Annotated in this window: 13 protein-coding genes; 9 read left to right on the forward strand and 4 right to left on the reverse strand. The window is 70.0% G+C overall.

Going from position 1 to position 17,505, the window contains the following annotated elements; genetic code table 11:
- The first annotated feature begins 60 nt into the window (after nt 1–60).
- The 6 genes from E2651_RS05185 (at nt 61) to E2651_RS05210 (ending at nt 12,363) form a co-directional block, all read left to right on the forward strand.
- Nucleotides 61–3,225, forward strand: coding sequence for a non-ribosomal peptide synthetase (locus E2651_RS05185; protein ID WP_135329786.1), 3,165 nt, complete (start codon nt 61–63; stop codon nt 3,223–3,225).
- Nucleotides 3,222–8,441: a non-ribosomal peptide synthetase gene (locus tag E2651_RS05190; RefSeq protein ID WP_135329787.1), complete on the forward strand. Its 5,220-nt coding sequence runs from the start codon at nt 3,222–3,224 to the stop codon at nt 8,439–8,441. Before E2651_RS05185 ends, E2651_RS05190 begins: the two co-directional genes overlap by 4 nt.
- On the forward strand, nt 8,431–9,411 hold the full coding sequence (gene sbnA, locus E2651_RS05195) for a 2,3-diaminopropionate biosynthesis protein SbnA (protein ID WP_135329788.1): 981 nt from the start codon (nt 8,431–8,433) through the stop codon (nt 9,409–9,411). Before E2651_RS05190 ends, sbnA begins: the two co-directional genes overlap by 11 nt.
- Before the next feature lie 49 nt (nt 9,412–9,460).
- Nucleotides 9,461–10,462, forward strand: coding sequence for a 2,3-diaminopropionate biosynthesis protein SbnB (sbnB, locus tag E2651_RS05200; RefSeq protein ID WP_135329789.1), 1,002 nt, complete (start codon nt 9,461–9,463; stop codon nt 10,460–10,462).
- A 341-nt stretch (nt 10,463–10,803) separates the two neighbouring features.
- A complete protein-coding gene (locus tag E2651_RS05205; protein WP_245238584.1) occupies nt 10,804–11,661 on the forward strand; it encodes a hypothetical protein in 858 nt (285 codons plus the stop codon).
- A gap of 123 nt (nt 11,662–11,784) precedes the next feature.
- Complete coding sequence (locus tag E2651_RS05210) at nt 11,785–12,363, forward strand: dihydrofolate reductase family protein (RefSeq protein WP_135329790.1); 579 nt, start codon at nt 11,785–11,787, stop codon at nt 12,361–12,363.
- 70 nt (nt 12,364–12,433) lie between these two features.
- On the opposite strand, the gene E2651_RS45910 is transcribed toward E2651_RS05210, so the two are convergent.
- On the reverse strand, nt 12,434–13,138 hold the full coding sequence (locus E2651_RS45910; RefSeq protein ID WP_135329791.1) for an RDD family protein: 705 nt from the start codon (nt 13,136–13,138) through the stop codon (nt 12,434–12,436).
- A gap of 141 nt (nt 13,139–13,279) precedes the next feature.
- Here E2651_RS45910 and E2651_RS05220 point away from each other — a divergent pair, with 141 nt between their 5' ends.
- Nucleotides 13,280–13,969: a DUF899 family protein gene (locus E2651_RS05220; RefSeq protein ID WP_135329792.1), complete on the forward strand. Its 690-nt coding sequence runs from the start codon at nt 13,280–13,282 to the stop codon at nt 13,967–13,969.
- Between the two features lie 5 nt (nt 13,970–13,974).
- Here E2651_RS05220 and E2651_RS05225 read toward each other — a convergent pair whose 3' ends face one another.
- Both E2651_RS05225 and E2651_RS05230 read right to left on the reverse strand, forming a co-directional pair.
- Nucleotides 13,975–14,367, reverse strand: a complete 393-nt coding sequence (locus E2651_RS05225) for a VOC family protein (protein WP_135329793.1) — start codon at nt 14,365–14,367, stop codon at nt 13,975–13,977.
- Nucleotides 14,364–14,666: a metalloregulator ArsR/SmtB family transcription factor gene (locus E2651_RS05230; RefSeq protein WP_135329794.1), complete on the reverse strand. Its 303-nt coding sequence runs from the start codon at nt 14,664–14,666 to the stop codon at nt 14,364–14,366. The genes E2651_RS05225 and E2651_RS05230 overlap by 4 nt, the downstream gene beginning before the upstream one ends.
- 105 nt (nt 14,667–14,771) lie before the next feature.
- Here E2651_RS05230 and E2651_RS05235 point away from each other — a divergent pair, with 105 nt between their 5' ends.
- Together E2651_RS05235 and E2651_RS05240 are read left to right on the forward strand one after the other, a co-directional pair.
- Nucleotides 14,772–15,551, forward strand: a complete 780-nt coding sequence (locus E2651_RS05235; RefSeq protein ID WP_135329795.1) for a class I SAM-dependent methyltransferase — start codon at nt 14,772–14,774, stop codon at nt 15,549–15,551.
- 58 nt (nt 15,552–15,609) lie between these two features.
- Nucleotides 15,610–15,921: a hypothetical protein gene (locus E2651_RS05240; RefSeq protein ID WP_135329796.1), complete on the forward strand. Its 312-nt coding sequence runs from the start codon at nt 15,610–15,612 to the stop codon at nt 15,919–15,921.
- Between the two features lie 33 nt (nt 15,922–15,954).
- Here E2651_RS05240 and E2651_RS05245 read toward each other — a convergent pair whose 3' ends face one another.
- A complete protein-coding gene (locus tag E2651_RS05245; RefSeq protein WP_135329797.1) occupies nt 15,955–17,460 on the reverse strand; it encodes a SulP family inorganic anion transporter in 1,506 nt (501 codons plus the stop codon).
- Nucleotides 17,461–17,505 lie beyond the last annotated feature (45 nt).

Here is a 17,505-nt window from a genome sequence, read left to right on the forward strand (position 1 = left end):
GGCATATCGCACGACGGGAACGACACGGCCCGCGACGGCCTTGCGTTGACGCTTCCTCGGATGTTCGAGGCGCAGGCCTTGCGTACTCCGGACGCCACCGCGGTCGTATACGACACGACGGCGTTCACCTACCGAGAACTCAACGAGCGCTCCAATCAGTTGGCGCGCCTGCTCATCGCACGCGGCGCGGGGCCCGAGGAGCGGGTGGCGCTCGTTCTGCCACGGTCGGCCGAGACGCTCATCGCGATCCTGGGGGTCTCCAAGGCGGGAGCCGCCTGGGTTCCGGTCGATCCGGGGTACCCAGAGGTCCGCATCGCCGGCCTCCTGGACTCCTCGCGGCCGCTGCTGGCCCTCGCCACCCGGGACACCGCCGCCGCTCTGCCGGCCGGAACGGACGTCGTCGTGCTCGACGGCGACGAGACCTCCCGGGCACTGGCCGGGCAGGCCGCCGACGACGTGGCCGACACGGAGCGCAGGGCACCCCTGATTCCGGATCACGCCGCGTACATCATCCACACCTCGGGATCGACGGGGGCGCCCAAGGGCGTCGTCGTGTCGCACCGCGGTCTGGCCAGCCTTGCCGTCGACCACATCGAGCGGTTCGGGATCGTCGCCGGTGACGGTGTCCTGCAGTTCGCCTCGTTCAACTTCGACTGCTCGGTCGGCGACATGGTCATGGCCTTCGCCTCCGGGGCGTCCCTGATCGTGCGGCCCGAAGAGTGCCTGTCCGGGCACCAGTTGGGGGACCTCATCGAGCGGACGGGCGCCACCCACGTGACGATTCCGCCCCAGGTCCTCGCCGCGCTGCCACCCGCCGCGTACCCGACCCTGAAGTCGATCGCCACCGCGGGCGACGTGCTCACCGCGGAACTCGTCTCCCTATGGGCCCCTGGGCGCCGCATGTTCAACGCCTACGGTCCCACCGAGGCCACCGTCGACGCCCTGGCCACGGAGGTGACCGCCGGGCCGTCCGTCCCGCCGATCGGCCGACCGACCGTGAACAACCGTGCGTACGTCCTCGATGACGAGCTGCGGCCGGTGCCGGACGGCGAGTCGGGCGAGCTGTTCATCGCCGGGGCCGGCCTTGCGCGCGGCTACCGGGGACAGCCGGGGCTGACCGCCGAGCGGTTCCTGCCCTGCCCCTTCGGCGGACCGGGCGAGCGCATGTACCGCACGGGCGACGTCGTACGCCGCCGCCCGGACGGCAACCTCGAGTTCCTCGGACGGGTGGACGAGCAGGTCAAGATCCGTGGCTTCCGCATCGAGCCGGGTGAGATCGAGACCGTGCTCAGCAGGCATGCCGCCGTCTCCGCGAGCGTGGTGGTGGCCCGGGATGACGGGCCGGGCGGCAAACGCCTGGTCGCCTACGCCGTCGCGGCACCGGGCGCGGCCCCCGACCACGCGGAACTCCGCGGCCATCTGGCCGCGGAGCTCCCCGACTATCTGGTGCCCTCCGCCGTGGTCGTGCTCGACGCGTTCCCCTTGAACACCAACGGGAAGCTCGACCGCCGGGCCCTGCCGAGCCCCGAGCTGTCCGCGCGAACGTCCGGCCGAGCTCCGTCGACGCCTCGGGAGGAACTGCTCTGCTCGCTGTTCACCCAGGTGCTTGGCCTTGACCGCGTCGGCATCGACGACCGGTTCTTCGATCTGGGCGGGGACAGCATCCTGGCCATCCAGCTCTCCGCCAGGGCCCGTCAGGCGGGCTGGGTCCTGGAGCCCGCGGATGTCTTCGCCCACCAGAGCGTGGTGGATCTGGCGCCGCTCGTGGAACCCGTCGCCCGGCCGGCGAGCTCGGGCGCCGAGGAGCCCGAGGACGCACTGGGGCCGGTGCCCGTGACGCCACCCGTGATCAGGGCAGGCACCTTCGCCAACCGGCCCGCTCTCTCCTGGCAGTCCGCGGTCATCGACCTGCCCGCCGATCGGGACCCTCGCTGGTTCGCCCCCGCCTTGCGGGCGGTGATCGACCATCACGGCGCGCTGCGACTGCAATGGGACGACGACGCGCGGCAGTTGGACGCGCGGGTGCTGCCGCCCGGCGCGGTCGACGTCGAAGCCGCGGTTCAAGAGGCCTGGATCAGCGCAGCGGACGCGGACGCGGCGGTGACAGAGAAGGCGATCCTGAGCGCCGCGGCCGCGCTGGATCCCGCACGGGCCAGGGTGCTGTGCGCCGTACAGCTCCATGCCGAGGAAGTGCCGCCCCGGCTCCCCCGCCTCGCACTCGTCGCGCACCGCCTCGTCGTGGACCGCACGTCATGGGACGTACTCCTGACTGATCTGGAGACGGCTTGGGCGGCCCTGCAAGCAGGCGAACCGGTCGTGCTCGCACCGGCCGGAACCTCGTACCGGCGCTGGGCACGGCACGCGGCGGAAGAAGCCACCGGTACGGACGTCGAGGCGCGGGCCGTGGCTGCGCGGATGCTGCCGGACTCGGCGCCAGGGACGGACGGCCCCGGCACCGAGCGCGGCGCGCCGCGAGGAGAGCTCACCGTCCGCCTTACGGCGGAGACAAGCGGCCCGCTGCTGACCTCTGTGCCCGAAGCCTTCCGGGCCGAGCCGCAGGACATGCTGCTGACCGGGCTCGCCCTCGCCGTCGCCGAATGGCACAGGCGCACCGGGTGGTCGGACAGCGGCAACGTACTCCTCGACCTGGAGGACGACGGCCGCGCCGCGTTCGCCCCGGGCGTCGACCTGAGACGGACCGTCGGGCTGCTCGCCGACGCCCGCCCCGTGGCGTTCGACATGGCGCTCGGCACGGGGCTTCCTGCCTGGGACGAGGTCCGTTCCGGCGGCGTCCGGGTCGGTGAGGCCATCAAGTGCGTGAAGGAGCAGGTGCGTTCGCACGCGGCCCCTGAACCGTCCGGCGGCGGCGCCCCGTGGATCGGCTTTCGCCATCGAGGCGGCGGAACCGAGACAGCGGGGGGGCAACTGCCCGTGCCACAGGCGGAGTTCGGCGGGGAGCTGATGATCCCGGGCCACGCGCTCGAGGTCACCACGGTCGTGCGCGGCCCCTCCGGCGCGCCCCTGCTCGACGCCACCTGGACTTGGCTGCCCGGGGACGCCCCGGACGACGCGGCCACCGAACTGGCCGCCCTGTGGGTGGAGGCCGTGGAGGGCATCGCCCTCCACGGCTCACGCCCCGACGCGGGCGGACACACACCCTCTGACCTGCCCCTGGTCTCGCTGAGCCAGGACGAAATCGACGACCTTGTGAGTGAGTGGGAATGAGTGAGACCGCGGGCCTGACCGACATCCTGCCGCTGTCGCCACTGCAGGAGGGGATGCTCTTCCACTCCCTGTACGACGGCGACGGCATCGATGTGTACATGCCGCAGATGGTGATCGAGCTGGCAGGGCACGTCGACCCCGGCACCCTGCGCCGCGCCATCGCGGCCCTGTTCGCGCGCCATGACAACTTGCGGGCCTGTTTCCGCACCCGCACCCGACGGGGCGTCCCGGTCCAGCTGATTCCGGCCCATGTGGACGTACTGCTCAGGGAGTTCGACCTGGCGTCGCTCCCCGACGCCGGGCGTTCAGCCGAGATGTCGCGGCTGATGAGCGAGGACCAGGAGGATCGGTTCGACCTGGCGCGGCCGCCGCTGCTGCGCTTCATGCTGATCCGCCATGCCGAGCGGAACTGGCGTCTGGTGATGACCCATCACCACATCCTTCTCGACGGCTGGTCGATTCCCGTCCTCATCGATGAACTGCTCACGCTGTACCGGCAGGGCGGTGACGGCACCGGCCTGCCTCCGGCGGCCCCCTACAAGAACTACCTGGCGTGGCTGGCCGGGCAGGACTGGGACGCGGCCCGCCGGGCCTGGCGGCAGTCACTGGCCGACCTGGACGAGCCCACGCTCGTGGCACCGGCGGACGCGGGCCGGGCCCCGACACTGCCGGACACGCTCGAGGCGCGCCTGGACGAGGCGTCGACCCGAGCGCTGACCGCGCAGATCCGCCGGCACGGCCTCACCCTGAACACCGTCGTACAGGGTGCCTGGGCGATGGCTCTGTCCCGCCTCACCGGGCGGGACGACGTGGTCTTCGGCGTCACCGTCTCCGGCCGGCCCGCCGAGGTCCAGGACGTCGAGCGGATGATCGGCCTTCTGATCAACACCGTACCGGCGCGGCTGAAGGCGAGCCCCGAGGCGCCTCTGGTGGAGCTGCTGGGTCAACTCCAGCAGAGTCAGGGGCAGTTGCTGCCGCATCAGAATCTCGGCCTGACCGAGATCCAGCAGCAGGCCGGCATCGGCGCGCTGTTCGACACGTTGATGGTGTTCCAGAACTACCCGACCGCCCCCGCCGCGGAGCAGTCGACGGCCGACGAGATACGGCTCGTCGACGCGTACAGCGTCGACGCCACGCACTACCCCCTCGGCCTGACGGTCTTCCCGGGGGACGAGCTGCGGCTGTGCCTCGACCACCAGCCCGAGACCGTCGACCGGGACACGGCACAGCGGCTTCTGGGCTGGCTGGTGCGGCTGATCGAAGCGGTCGCCGCTGATCCGACACAGCCGCTGTCCGCGGTCGACGTGCTGGATCCGCGCGAGCGGGCACAGGTCCTCGTGGAGTGGAACGAGTCCTCCCACGACGTGCCCGACAGCACACTGGTGGACATCTTCGAGGCACAGGCCGCGAGCACCCCGGACGCGGTGGCCGTGGTCGCGGCGGGTGAGCGCCTCACCTTCGCGCAGCTCAACGCCGAGGCGAACCGGGTCGCCCGAGTCCTTGTCGAGCACGGCGCGGGACCCGAGCGCCTGGTCGGCCTTGCCCTGCCCCGCTCGACCGGCCTCGTGACCACCGTCCTGGCGATCCTCAAGTCGGGTGCCGCCTATGTGCCGATCGACACCGACTACCCTGCGGCGAGGATCGCGCAGCTCGTCTCCGACGCCGATCCGGCCCTGGTCGTCACGACCGGCACGCTGCGCTCCGTGCTGCCCGACGACCTCGCCGTGCTGACGCTGGACGCTCCGGACACCGCCGAGTCGCTGTCACGGCAGAGCGCCACCAATCTCGACGACGACGCGCGCTCCGCCCCGCTCACCGCGGCCAACGCCGCCTACGTCATCTACACCTCCGGGTCGACGGGTGTGCCCAAGGGCGTGGTGGTTCCCCACCGCAATGTGGTCAACCTCTTCCACGACCACCGTGCCGAGCTGTACCGCAGGGAGAGGGCCGCTTCCGGGGTCGGCGGCTTCCGGGTGGCGCTGGCCGCGTCCATCTCCTTCGACGCCTCGGTGGCCGGTCTGCTGTGGATGTTCGACGGCCATGAACTGCACGTCATCGACGACGAACGGCGTTACGACCCCGTCGCGTTCGTGGACTACGTGGCGGCCGCCCGCATCGACGTCGTGGACGTCACCCCGTCCTTCGCCGAACAGCTGGTCGGGGCGGGGATGCTCACCGGACACCGTCCCGCGGTGCTCCTGGTGGGCGGAGAACCGATGTCGGCGTCGCTGCTGGACGAGCTGACGGCGGCGCAGGACACCGTCACGTACAACTACTACGGGCCGACCGAGTACACCGTCGACGCGACGTCGCACCGGCTCGACGGTCCCCGCGGCCAGGTCATCGGCCGCCCGGTGTGGAACACCCGCGCGTACGTCCTGGACGCGAGCCTCTCCCCCGTGCCGGTGGGCACGGTCGGTGAACTCTTCCTGGCGGGCGCCGGGACGGCCCGCGGCTATCTCGGCAAGGCGGGGCTGACGGCGGACCGCTTCCTGCCCTGCCCCTTCGGCGAGCCGGGCGAGCGCATGTACCGCACCGGTGACCTCGTGCGCTGGCTGCCCGACGGCAACCTCCAGTACGTGGGCCGCGCCGACGACCAGGTCAAGGTGCGGGGCTTCCGGGTGGAACTCGGTGAGATCGAATCCGTGGTGCAACGGCATCCCGCGGTGGACCAGGGTGCCGTCGTCACCCGGGAGGACACGCTCGGCAATCAGCAGCTCGTCGCGTACGTGGTGCCGACCACGCACCCGGACGGTCAGGAAGGCCGAGCCGACGACGTGGCGGAACAGCAGCTCGACGAATGGCTCGAGGTGCACGAGGCCATCGACACCGATGACACCGCTCCGCCCCCGTTCGGCGAGGACTTCGGCGGCTGGGACTCGAGCTACACCGGCGACCCGATCCCGCTGTCCGAGATGCGGCAGTGGCGCGGCGAGGTGATCCGGCGCATCGCGGAACAGGACCCCGTGCGCGTGCTGGAGATCGGCGTCGGCTCCGGCCTGATCCTGGCCGAGCTGGTCGACCGGGTCGAGGAGTACTGGGGCATCGACCTGTCTCCGACAGCCATCGAGCTGCTCGAGGCGCACGTCCGGGAGCAGGGGCTCGGTGACAAGGTACGGCTGCGCAGTCAGCCGGCCCACGTCACGGACGGGCTGCCGACCGGATACTTCGACACCGTCGTCATCAACTCCGTCGTGCAGTATTTCCCCAACGGCGCCTACCTCCAGCAGGTCATCGAGCAGGCCCTCGAACTGCTGGCTCCTGGCGGCCGCATCTTCATCGGGGACGTACGCAGGGCGCAGACCCTGCGCGCCTTCCACACGGCGATCCAGGCGGGCGGCGCTCCGGCGGGGCAGGACTCGGGCCGTCTGGCCACCGTGGTGGAGCGCGCCATGCTCCTGGAGCGGGAACTCGTCATCGAGCCGCGGTTCTTCACCGAACTCGCGGAGCGGTCGGGCGGCAGGATCTCCGGCGTCGACATCCGCCTCAAGCGCGGCAGGCCGCACAACGAACTCACCCGGCACCGCTACGAAGTGGTGCTGCACAAGGCGTCCGTGGCCGCCACCTCCTGCGCCGGGCTGCCCGAGCTGGTCTGGGGCCAGGACGTCCACAGCCTCGACGGGCTCGCCACGCGGGCAGCTCCGCACGACGGGCCGGTCCGCGTCACGGGTATCCCCAACGCGCGGCTCGTCGCCGAGGTCGCCGCGGCCGAAGCTCTGGCCGAAGGGGCCCCGCTGTCCCGGGTCCGGGACCTGCTGGCGCGGACACCGGCCGACGCCGTCGACCCCGAAGCGGTGCACGACTGGGGACATCTGCACGACCGCGGCGTCTACACCACCTGGTCGTCGGCGACGGCACACGCCTTCGACGCCGTCGTCCTGCCCACCCGGGAGGAATCCAGCACGCTGACCGATGTATACGCGGTGCCCACGGATGCCGGGCCGTGGCAGTCCGCGGTCAACGACCCCGCAGGTGCCCGGCGTACCGGCGAACTGGCCGTCTCCGTACGCAGCCATGTCGGCCGGACCCTGCCCGACTACATGGTGCCGAGCGCCGTCGTGGTCATGGACAAGCTGCCGTTGACCCCCAACGGAAAGCTGGACCGCAAGGCACTTCCCGCGCCCGATCTGACGGCGGCCGCGTCGAACCGCCGGCCCCGCAACGAGCGGGAAGAGACCCTGTGCCGGCTCTTCGCCGAAGTCCTCGGCGTCGAACGGGCCGGGATCGACGACAGCTTCTTCGACCTGGGCGGCAACTCGCTCCTGGCCATCCGGCTCGCGTCCCGGGTCCGGGCGGCGCTCCAGGTGGACCTGCCCGTCCGTGTGCTGTTCGAGGCGCCCACCGTCCAGGCCCTGGCCGCCCGGCTCGGAGTCGAGGACCGCGAGGCCGGACTCGGCGTCCTGCTTCCGCTGCGCCCCCGAGGCAGTCGTCCTCCGCTGTTCTGCATCCACCCGGCGGGCGGCCTCGCCTGGCCGTACGCACGGCTGGTGGGGCTGCTCGACTCCGAAGTGCCCATCTACGGCATCCAGGCGCTCGGCATCAGCCGCCCCGACCTGGCACCGCGCACCATCCAGCAGATGGCGGAGCACTACATCGAGCGCATCCGCACGGTGCAGCCCGCGGGGCCGTACCACCTCCTGGGCTGGTCCTGGGGCGGCCGGATCGCTCATGAGGTCGCGGTGCGGCTGCGGGAGCTCGGCCACGAGGTGGATCTGCTCGCCATGCTCGACGCCCGGCCATCGGCGGAGGACAGCGCCTCTCCCGGTGAGGAGGAGTTCGTCTCGTACATCCTCTACGAACTGGGCCTGGACCACAGCGCACTTGGTACGGACGCCCCTCTCACGGTGGAGCGGCTGCGTGCGGTGCTCGCCGCCGACGGCTCGCCTCTGGCGGATCAACTGGCCGAATCCGGTTCGTCGTTGGCGGGCCTCGACGATGCGGTGCTCGAGGCGATCTTCGGCGTCTATCGCAACGAGGCCGGTGTCGGCACGGAGCCGCCGCGGGCGCCCTTCGACGGCGACCTGCTGTTCTTCACCGCCGGACGTGAGCCCGGAGCGGACTCGCTCGCCGGGCTGTGGATGCCCTACGTCAAGGGCCGGGTGGACAACCACGACATCGACTGCGAGCACCTGGCCATGGCCGCCCCCGCGCCCCTGTCCGAGATCGCGCTCGTCGTCGAGAAGAGCCTCGGAAGGGCCCACCGCAATGATCTTTGAGAGCGCCTCCGACGTGGTCGTCGACGACGTCTTCCTGCGCCTGCCCGACTTTGTTCCCGGTGTGGGCGTGCTCCTGAAGCTGGAGGGACTGAACCCGGCCGGGTCGGTCAAGTTGAAGACCGCCGCCGCCTTGGTGGAAGCGGCGGAGACCGAAGGCAGGCTGGGCCCCGGCACCCGCCTGATCGAGTCGTCCTCCGGCAATCTCGGCATCGCCCTTGCCGTGGTGTGCGCCGCGCGCGGCTACTCGCTGACCGTGGTCACCGACCCCAACGCGGCCAGACAGGCCATCCGCGTCATGGAGAGCCTGGGTGCCGACGTCGTCGAGGTCACCCGCCGGGACACGCACGGCGGCTATCTGCGGACCCGCCTGGACTACCTCCGCCGACGGCTCGCCGACGAGCCGCGACTGGTGTGGCTCAACCAGTACGCCAACCCCGCCAACGTCCGCGCCCACCGGGAGCGCACCGCGCAGGCCGTGCACAAGGAACTGGGCGACATCGACGCGCTCTTCGTCGGGGCGGGCACCACGGGCACCTTGATGGGGTGTGTGGAGTACTTCGCCGAACACAGCCCCCGCACCAGGATCATCGCGGTGGACACCGTGGGCTCGGTCACCTTCGGCACCGCGGCGGCACCACGATTCATCCCCGGCCTCGGCACCAGCAGGCGGCCCGAGATCTTCGTCGACAGCGACGCCTTCGAGAAGGTGCAGATCGAGGAGGTCGACACCGTCGCCATGTGCCGGCTGCTCGCCACGCGGTACGGAGTGCTCGTAGGGGGCTCTACCGGGACCGTACTCGCCGCCGTGCGCGAGCTCGCCCCGACGCTCACCCCCGGCGACCGGGTCGCCGCCATCTCTCCCGACATGGGCGACAAGTATCTGGACACCGTCTACTCCGACAGCTGGGTCACCGAGCGCTACGCCCCGACTCCCCAGCTGGCCGGTCTCGGCCACGCCACCGCCGGCTGACACTTCACCAGCGCTGACACTTCACCAGCACAGAAAGAGAGAACCACCCGTGACGACCTTCTCCGTGATCCCCGGCTCGGCGGTGTCCGGCATCCTCGCCGACTCCCACAAGGACGTGCTGCGCATCGTCACGCAGACCTACATGGCCCATGAGCAGGGTAATTCGGTGAACCCGGACAGCTACTTCCTGCGCTTCCCCGAGAAGCCCAACTCCCGTGTCATCGCGCTGCCTTGCTATCTCGGAGGCGAGGTCGACACCATCGGAATGAAGTGGATCGCGAGCTTCCCCGACAACATCGAGCAGGGCCTGCCGAGGGCGTCCGCCACACTCCTCCTGAACGACTACGCCACGGGGTATCCCCTCGCCTGTCTGGAGGCGGCCGGCATCAGCGCGGCCCGCACCGCGGCCTCGGCGGCCGTCGCGGCCCGGGAACTGGCATCGGGAGAGGGGGAGGTCAGTGTCGCGGTCGTCGGAGCGGGCGTCATCGCCCGGACGATTCTCGACTACCTCAAGGCGAACGGCGTCGCCGTCTCCGACGTGCTCGTGCACGACCTCGACGCAACCAGCGCCGGCCATCTCACCCGGCACGCCGCCGACCAGTTCGGGGCCCCGGCCACCACGGGAACGCTGGCCGAGGCCCTGACCCGCGATCTCGTCGTCTTCGCCACCACGGCGGCCACGCCCTACGTACCCGCCGACACGCCGCTGCGCCCGGGGCAGGTACTGTTGAACATCTCTCTGCGGGACCTCAGCCCCGAGCTCCTGCTGGGCTGCAACAACATCGTCGACGACGTCGACCACTGCCTGAAGGCCCAGACGTCACCGCACCTGGCCGAACAGCTCACCGGCTCCCGCGACTTCATCACCGGCACGCTGGGGGCGCTGCTCGAGGGCAAGGCGGTCCTCGACCCCGCCAAGCCCACCGTCTTCTCCCCCTTCGGCCTCGGGATCCTCGACCTGGCCGTGGGGCACTATGTGCTGCACGCCGCGAAGACGCGGGGTGGTGCGGTGGAGATCCCCGACTTCATCGGTGAGACCACGCGGTGGTGACCGACGCAGGAACGGGCCTGCCGAGAGGTCGATTCCGGCGCGCTGCGGGTGGTCCCCTCGCGATACGAGGTTCGTGCTGCTGGTCGCGGTCCTGAACATCCCTGACGGGGAAGGGCACTTGGCGACTGTTTAACACCGCCGCCCTGACGGCTCCTCTCCGGGCGTACGTCCCTGATGACGAGGCCCCGCGCCGGCGGACAGTCCATCGGCCGCGGGCAGGGACGTGACGGGGTCCATCGGTCGGTCACGGTGAACCTGCGAGGAGGCTTTCCGGCGCAAGCCGTTCGCTCGTTCGAGGTCAAGCGAACGCCTACGCGCTTTCGGGTGCCGCGGAGAAGGTCATGATCACGGCGGATTCCCGCGAACGGCGGGATCTTTCGCCTGCTCAGGAGGTATCCGTGGTCCTCGTCATCGTCGTAGCCGCAGTGGCTCTGCTCGCAGGGCTGGCGGCGAACCGGTTCCTGCGGCCACGGCTGATGGCCGACGACGACGCCGGCATGGCCGTCAAGGACCTCGTCGGCCCGTTGCTCACACTGACCGTCCTCCTGCTGGCTTTCGTGCTGGTCACCGCCAACGGCTCCTACGGCAAGGCCGAGGTCGCCTCGCGCGGTGAGGCCCGCGCACTCGACCAGCTCGCCGAGATCGCCGAGTACGCGCCTGCGGCAGAGCAGAAACGGATCCAGGCGGACGCCGTCTGCTACGCACGTGCCGTACGCACCCAGGAATGGCCCGCCATGGCCGACGACGGCAGCGGGTCGGCCGCGCCCAGCGTCTGGTCGACCGACCTGCGCCATTCCTTCCGTGATCTGGAAGGCAAGCCCGTCTTCGGCATGCTGATCGCCGCCGACAACAAGCGGTCCGACGAACGCGAGGAACGCCTCACGCAGGCCACCGCCAGCGTCCCCAGCGCCATCTTCTGGTTCCTGCTCGCCACCCTCACCATCACCGTCGTGGCTCTCGGCGTCTGCCTGCCCCGCAGGAACAACCGCGGTCAGCTCATTACCCTCACTGTGATCACCGCGCTCCTGACGACGACGCTGTGCATCATCCGTGACGTCGACCGGCCCTTCGGCGGCGCCATCAACGTCGACCCCACCGCGATCGCAGAGGTTGAACGGCAAGCCACCCGCGACTTCCTCACCCACCACAAACTCGCGGACCTGCCCTGCGACGACAAGGGCATCCGGCGTTCCGTGTAACCCGTCAAGGGGCTTGACCGGCGCCCGGACCAGCCGCGGATGGTCGCAGCAGGGCGATGAGTCTCGCTCTGGTTTCCAGTCTGTATCCCCGACACGCGACCAACCGCACTCGAGGAGGGCATCATGACCGCCACCTACACATTCGACGTCTTCTCCAGCCTCGACGGCTTCGGCGGCGCCGGCGGCAACTGGACCGGCTACTGGGGCAAGCAAGGCCCCGAGCTCCTGGACCATCGCCTCGCCCTGTACGGCGAGGAGCAGCGGATGGTCTTCGGGGCCAACACGTACCGCCTGTTCGCACGGATGCTGGCCTCGAGCACCGAGGAGTCCGAGGTGCGTGATCCCTGGGTCACCCGGATGAGGAGCCTGCCGGCGACGGTGGTGTCGACCACGCTGGAAGGCCCCCTCGACTGGCCGGATGCGAACATCGAGAGCGGCGACGCCGTCGACGTCGTCGCTCGGCTCAAGGAGGAGTCCGAGGTCCCATTGCGCTCGCACGGCAGCCTGTCGATGAACCGGGCGCTGATGGCCGCCGGTCTGGTCGACCGCGTCCAGGTGACGCTGTTCCCTGTGATCACCGGTCAGACCGGGCTCGACCCGATCTTCCAGGGCGCGGCCGACTTCGACCTCGAGCTGATCGAGCACCGAACGCTCGACGGCCACATCCAAGAGCTCGTCTACCGGCCCACCTTGCATGCCTGAGTCCAGCGCCCCCGTCCAGTTACGGCAGTACGTTGTGCCGATGACCGAATCCCTGCCGCAGGCGCGGGGCTCACTGAGCCCGCTGCCACGCGGAGAGGTCCTTGCGGCGTACGGAGCGGAGTCCGGCGATGTCCGTGTCGTAGAGCTCGCCGGTCCAGTTCTTCTTCACCGAGTTGTCCGAGCTGCCGCCGAAGTTCTCCCGCAGCCAGTACCAGGGCTGCAGCGGCAGCCAGCACAGGCCGGCGAGCCAGCGGTTCAGGGCACGGATCGGGCCGGGGCGGCCCGCGTCGGCGGCGCGCATCACACGGATACCGAAGAGCAGTTTCCCGATGCTGCCGCGGAACAGCACCGTCAGGACGCACTGGTTGGTGAAGGACACCACCGGTATCAGGGCGAGCAGGGTCCACCACGGCCTGGTCTCCGGGACCAGGTCGGCGATCGCCACCGCGCCGTACAGAGCGACTACCAGGTCGACGGCCACTGCGAGGTATCGGCGTGCCTCCCCGGCGAGGGCTGGCAGCTGGCTCGGTGGGGTCTGCTGCCCTGAAGCGGGTGTCCAGGCCGGGGAGTTCGGCGATCCGTACGAGGTCGGTGCCCCGTAGGGCGCGGGTTGCCCGTAGGCCTCGGGTTGCCCGTAGGGCGCGGGTTGCCCGTAGGGCGCGGGTTGCCCGTAGGGCGCTTGGTTCGCGTAGGGATGCGGTGCTGGTGGTGCCTGCCCGCCGTACGGTGCCTGCTGCTGAGCATGATTCTGGTACTGCCCCCGATGATCATTCATGCCGGCATCATGCCTCACCCCAGGGGCTTCAGGTCCAAGCAGGCAGTGGCAGGCAATTGCCTGACACCGATGAGTTCTACGACCGGGCGAGGTCTACACACGTACACCGCAAAAGTTTCACCCAGGATCAGTGAGGGGACCATGAGCGCCAACGCACTACCGCCCGTCGTCGACGCCGACACCTGGCAGCAGCAGCTCGACGCCTTGCGCACCCGCGAGAAGGCCGCGACCCGCGAACTCGACGCGATCGCTGCCCAGCGCCGCCGCCTGCCGATGGTCAAGATGCCCGACTACACACTCGAGGGCGAGGGCGGACCGGTTCGGCTGGCGGACGTCTTCGAAGGCAAGCAGCAGCTGATCGTCTACAACCACATGTGGTTTCCCGGAGAGACATGGCAGTGCCCGGGCTGCACGGGGTACACCTCGCAGTTCACGCGGTTGGAATTCCTGGACAATTACGATGCCCGGTACGTCATCGTCACCCAGGGTCCGATCGACGAGGCGCTCGCCTACAAACGGCGGGTCGGGAACAGAATGACCTGGTATTCCACCGCGAACAGCCCCTTCGGTACCGATGTCGGCGCACCGCCCGGTGGAGAATTCGCCGTCAACGTGTTTCTGCGCGACGGCGACACCGTCTACCGCACCTGGCACACCACCGGCCGTGGCGTCGAGCAGCTCGGTCACACCTTCGCGCTGATCGACCTGTTGCCGTACGGGCGCCAGGAGGAGTGGCAGGACTCGCCCGACGGTTGGCCACAGGAGCCGACGTACAGCCGGTGGGCCTCCGCCAAAGACGTCGCCGCGCACTACGGTACGGACGCCGTCTGAGCCGTCTACTGCGGCTGCGTCGCGATCTGGATCAGGTTGCCGCAGGTGTCGTCGAAGACCGCGGTGGTGACGGGGCCCATCTCCAGGGGCTCCTGGGTGAAGCGGACACCGAGGCCGTCCAGACGCTCGTACTCCGCCTGCACATCGTCGACGGCGAACTGGGCGAGCGGGATGCCGTCCTGGACGAGCGCGTCGCGGTACGTCTTGGCGGCCGGGTGGCCGGCGGGCTCGAGGAGGAGTTCCGTGCCGCCGGGCTCCTCGGGCGAGACGACGGTCAGCCACCGGTCCTGCTCGCCCACCGGGACGTCGTGCTTCTTCACGAAGCCGAGGATCTCGGTGTAGAAGTGCAGGGCCTTGGCCTGGTCGTCGACGAAGATGCTGGTCAGGTGGATCTTCATGGGGTGCTCTCCTGCGGTCCTGAGGTGTCGGGGACGGGCCATCGCTCGGCGATCTGCCGCAGCGGGGCCGTGTTCAGGTCGTGGAACTTGTAGCGGCCCTCCCGCCTGGTCTCGACGAGCCCGGCGGTCTCCAGCACGGCAAGATGCTGGGAGACCCCCTGGCGCGAGATGCCCAGCTGATGCTTCATGGTCAGCCGAGAGCAGATCTCGAACAGTGTCTGTCCGGACTTCTCCGTGAGCTCGTCGAGGATGATGCGGCGGGTGGGGTCGGCCAAGGCTTTGAAGAGGTCGTCGGCCACGACCACAGGATAGGCAAATGCTCACTTGCCTATCAAGTCGAGGGCTGTCGCCGTCGTGACCGCAGGCGGGTAGCTGCGCGGATTGGTGGCAGTTAACGTAACCGCGTGGACAAAAGTGAACGGTTACTTCACAGCTCATCGTTCGGTGCAGCTGCGGCCGCATACGCCGAGCACCGCCCGGACTACGCGCAAGCCGCGGTGCGTTGGGCGGTTGAGCCCGCGCCGGGAGCGCGCGTGCTCGACCTCGGCGCAGGAACCGGCAAGCTGACCGCCACGCTGGTCGAGCTGGGTGCCGACGTCGTCGCGGTCGAGCCCGACCCGGCGATGCTGACCGAGCTGCGTCGAGCGCTGCCGACTGTCCGTGCCCTGCCGGGCAGCGCCGAGGCGATACCGCTGCCGGACGCGTCCGTCGATGTCGTGCTGGCCGGCAACGCCATGCACTGGTTCGACATGGCCGTCGCGGGGCCCGAAATCGCCAGGGTCCTCGCACCCGGCGGCATCCTGGCCGGCCTGTGGAACGTCATGGACGACCAGGTCGACTGGGTCGCCGGGCTCGCACGGGTCAGCGGGAGCGCAGCCATCGGCCCGCGTGACACGCCCGCCGACTGGCGCGCCGAGACGGCAGAGATGCACCTCCCGAAGACCGGCGTGGCCGCCCGGTTCGGCTCGCCGGAGCAAGCCGAGTTCCCGCACGGGCAGCTCCGCACCGCCGACTCCCTCGGTGCGACTCTCGCGACGCGTGCGGGGATGCTGGTCATGCCGGAACAGGAACGTGCGGCCACGCTCGGCCGGATCCGCGCGTTCCTCGCGAGCAGGCCGGAGACCGCCGACGGCGAGTTCACCCTCCCGATGCTGACCGCCGTACTGCGCGTGCGGCGGCTGTGAGAGCTGTCTCGTACCGTCGAGCCGGACGCACACCGATCCGGCAGCACGGAGGAACGCCATGGAACTGACCCTGCTCGCCGTGCCGGGCTGCCCGAACGTCGCCCTGTTGAAGAGCCGCCTGGAGCAGATCGAGAGCGGACTCGGCAGTCAGATCCCCGTGTGTGAGGTCCACGGCGAGGCGGAAGCCGCCGCCCTCGGCATGCACGGCTCCCCCACGTTGCTCGTCGACGGCGCCGATCCCTTCGCCCCGCCCGGTACCGCGACCGGTACCGCGACCGGCTACGCGTGCCGTATCTACCGCGACGAACACGGCCGGCCCGACGGTGCCCCGAGCCTCGCTCAGCTTCAGCGGGTGCTGCGGCGGACGTGACGAGGGCGGCCGTCGCGCGAGGGATGGGTTCGGTCAGTGGCTGCCGGTGAGTTCGCCGGTGAGCTTTTCGTGGATCTGTGCGCTCGGGCTGTTCAGGCCGATGATCTCGACCTGCTTGCCGCGCTGGGCGTACTTCGTCTCGATGGCGTCCAGCGCGGCCACCGATGAGGCGTCCCAGATGTGGGCGGCGGTCAGGTCGATGACGACCTTGTCGGGGTCGGTGGCGTAGTTGAACCGGCCGACGAGGTCGTTGGACGAGGCGAAGAAGAGCTCGCCGGTGACGGAGTAGACCACGCTGCCGCCGTCGGGGTCCGTGACCGAGGTGACGTTGGCGAGGTGGGCCACGCGCTTGGCGAAGATGACCATGGCGGTGAGGGAGCCGACGACGACGCCGATGGCGAGATTGCCGGTGGTGACCACGCAGGCGACCGTGATGACCATGACGGCGATCTCCCCCGCGGGCATCCGCTTGAGGGTCTTGGGGGCGATGGAGTGCCAGTCGAAGGTCGCGAAGGACACCATGACCATCACGGCGACGAGGGCGGCCATGGGAATGTCGGAGACGACCGGGCCGAAGACGATGCACAGCACCATCAGGAACGCCCCGGCCAGGAAGGTGGACAGACGGGTGCGGGCGCCGGACACCTTCACGTTGATCATCGTCTGGCCGATCATGGCGCAGCCGCCCATGCCGCCGAGGAAGCCGGTGACGATGTTGGCGATGCCCTGGCCGATGGACTCGCGGGTCTTCGAGGAGTGGGTGTCGGTGATCTCGTCGACCAGCTTGGCCGTCATCAGCGACTCCATCAGACCGACCAGCGCCATGGCGAGGGCGTACGGCGCGACGGTGGTCAGGGTGTCCATGGTGAAGGGCACGTCGGGCAGGCCCGGCACCGGGAGGGACGAGGGCAGCTCGCCCTTGTCGCCGACCGTGGGCACCGCGATGCCCGCGGCGACCGTGATCACGGTGAGGACGACGATGGAGACGAGCGGCGCCGGGATCGCCTTGGTGACCTTCGGAAAGAACACCATGAGCCCGAGGCCGCCGGCGAGGAGCGGGTAGACGGGCCACGGCACGTCGTGCATCTCCGGGACCTGGGCCACGAAGACGAGGATGGCGAGGGAGTTGACGAAACCGACCATCACCGAGCGGGGTACGAACCGCATCAGCCTGGCGACGCCGAGCGCTCCGAGGACGATCTGGAAGACACCGGCCAGGATGACAGCGGCGACCAGGTAGCCCAGGCCGTGTTCGCGGTTGAGCGGGGCGATGACCAGGGCGACGGCGCCGGTGGCGGCGGAGATCATCGCGCGGCGGCCGCCGACGACGGAAAGGGTGACGGCCATGGTGAACGAGGCGAACAGGCCGATGGCGGGGTCGACTCCGGCGATGATGGAGAACGAGATCGCCTCGGGGATCAGCGCGAGACCGACGACGAGGCCGGCCAGGATCTCGGTGCGCCACACCTTCGGGTTGTTCAGCCAGTCGGGGCGCAGGCCGCGCAGGCGGGCGGCCGGGGACAGTGCGGACGTGGACAAGACGGGTACCTGTCGTGCTCGGGCACACCCGGCCGTCGTCGGGGG

The organism is Streptomyces sp. MZ04, assembly GCF_004684775.1.
Lineage (GTDB): Bacteria > Actinomycetota > Actinomycetes > Streptomycetales > Streptomycetaceae > Streptomyces.

What these genes read in the sequence shown, in the direction of transcription:
- E2651_RS05185 (WP_135329786.1), top strand. Translation starts at nt 61, where the DNA reads ATGTTCGAGGCGCAGGCCTTGCGTACTCCGGACGCCACCGCGGTCGTA.
- E2651_RS05190 (WP_135329787.1), top strand. Translation starts at nt 3,222, where the DNA reads ATGAGTGAGACCGCGGGCCTGACCGACATCCTGCCGCTGTCGCCACTG.
- sbnA (WP_135329788.1), top strand. Translation starts at nt 8,431, where the DNA reads ATGATCTTTGAGAGCGCCTCCGACGTGGTCGTCGACGACGTCTTCCTG.
- E2651_RS05205 (WP_245238584.1), top strand. Translation starts at nt 10,804, where the DNA reads ATGATCACGGCGGATTCCCGCGAACGGCGGGATCTTTCGCCTGCTCAG.
- E2651_RS05210 (WP_135329790.1), top strand. Translation starts at nt 11,785, where the DNA reads ATGACCGCCACCTACACATTCGACGTCTTCTCCAGCCTCGACGGCTTC.
- E2651_RS45910 (WP_135329791.1), bottom strand. Translation starts at nt 13,138, where the DNA reads ATGAATGATCATCGGGGGCAGTACCAGAATCATGCTCAGCAGCAGGCA.
- E2651_RS05220 (WP_135329792.1), top strand. Translation starts at nt 13,280, where the DNA reads ATGAGCGCCAACGCACTACCGCCCGTCGTCGACGCCGACACCTGGCAG.
- E2651_RS05225 (WP_135329793.1), bottom strand. Translation starts at nt 14,367, where the DNA reads ATGAAGATCCACCTGACCAGCATCTTCGTCGACGACCAGGCCAAGGCC.
- E2651_RS05240 (WP_135329796.1), top strand. Translation starts at nt 15,610, where the DNA reads ATGGAACTGACCCTGCTCGCCGTGCCGGGCTGCCCGAACGTCGCCCTG.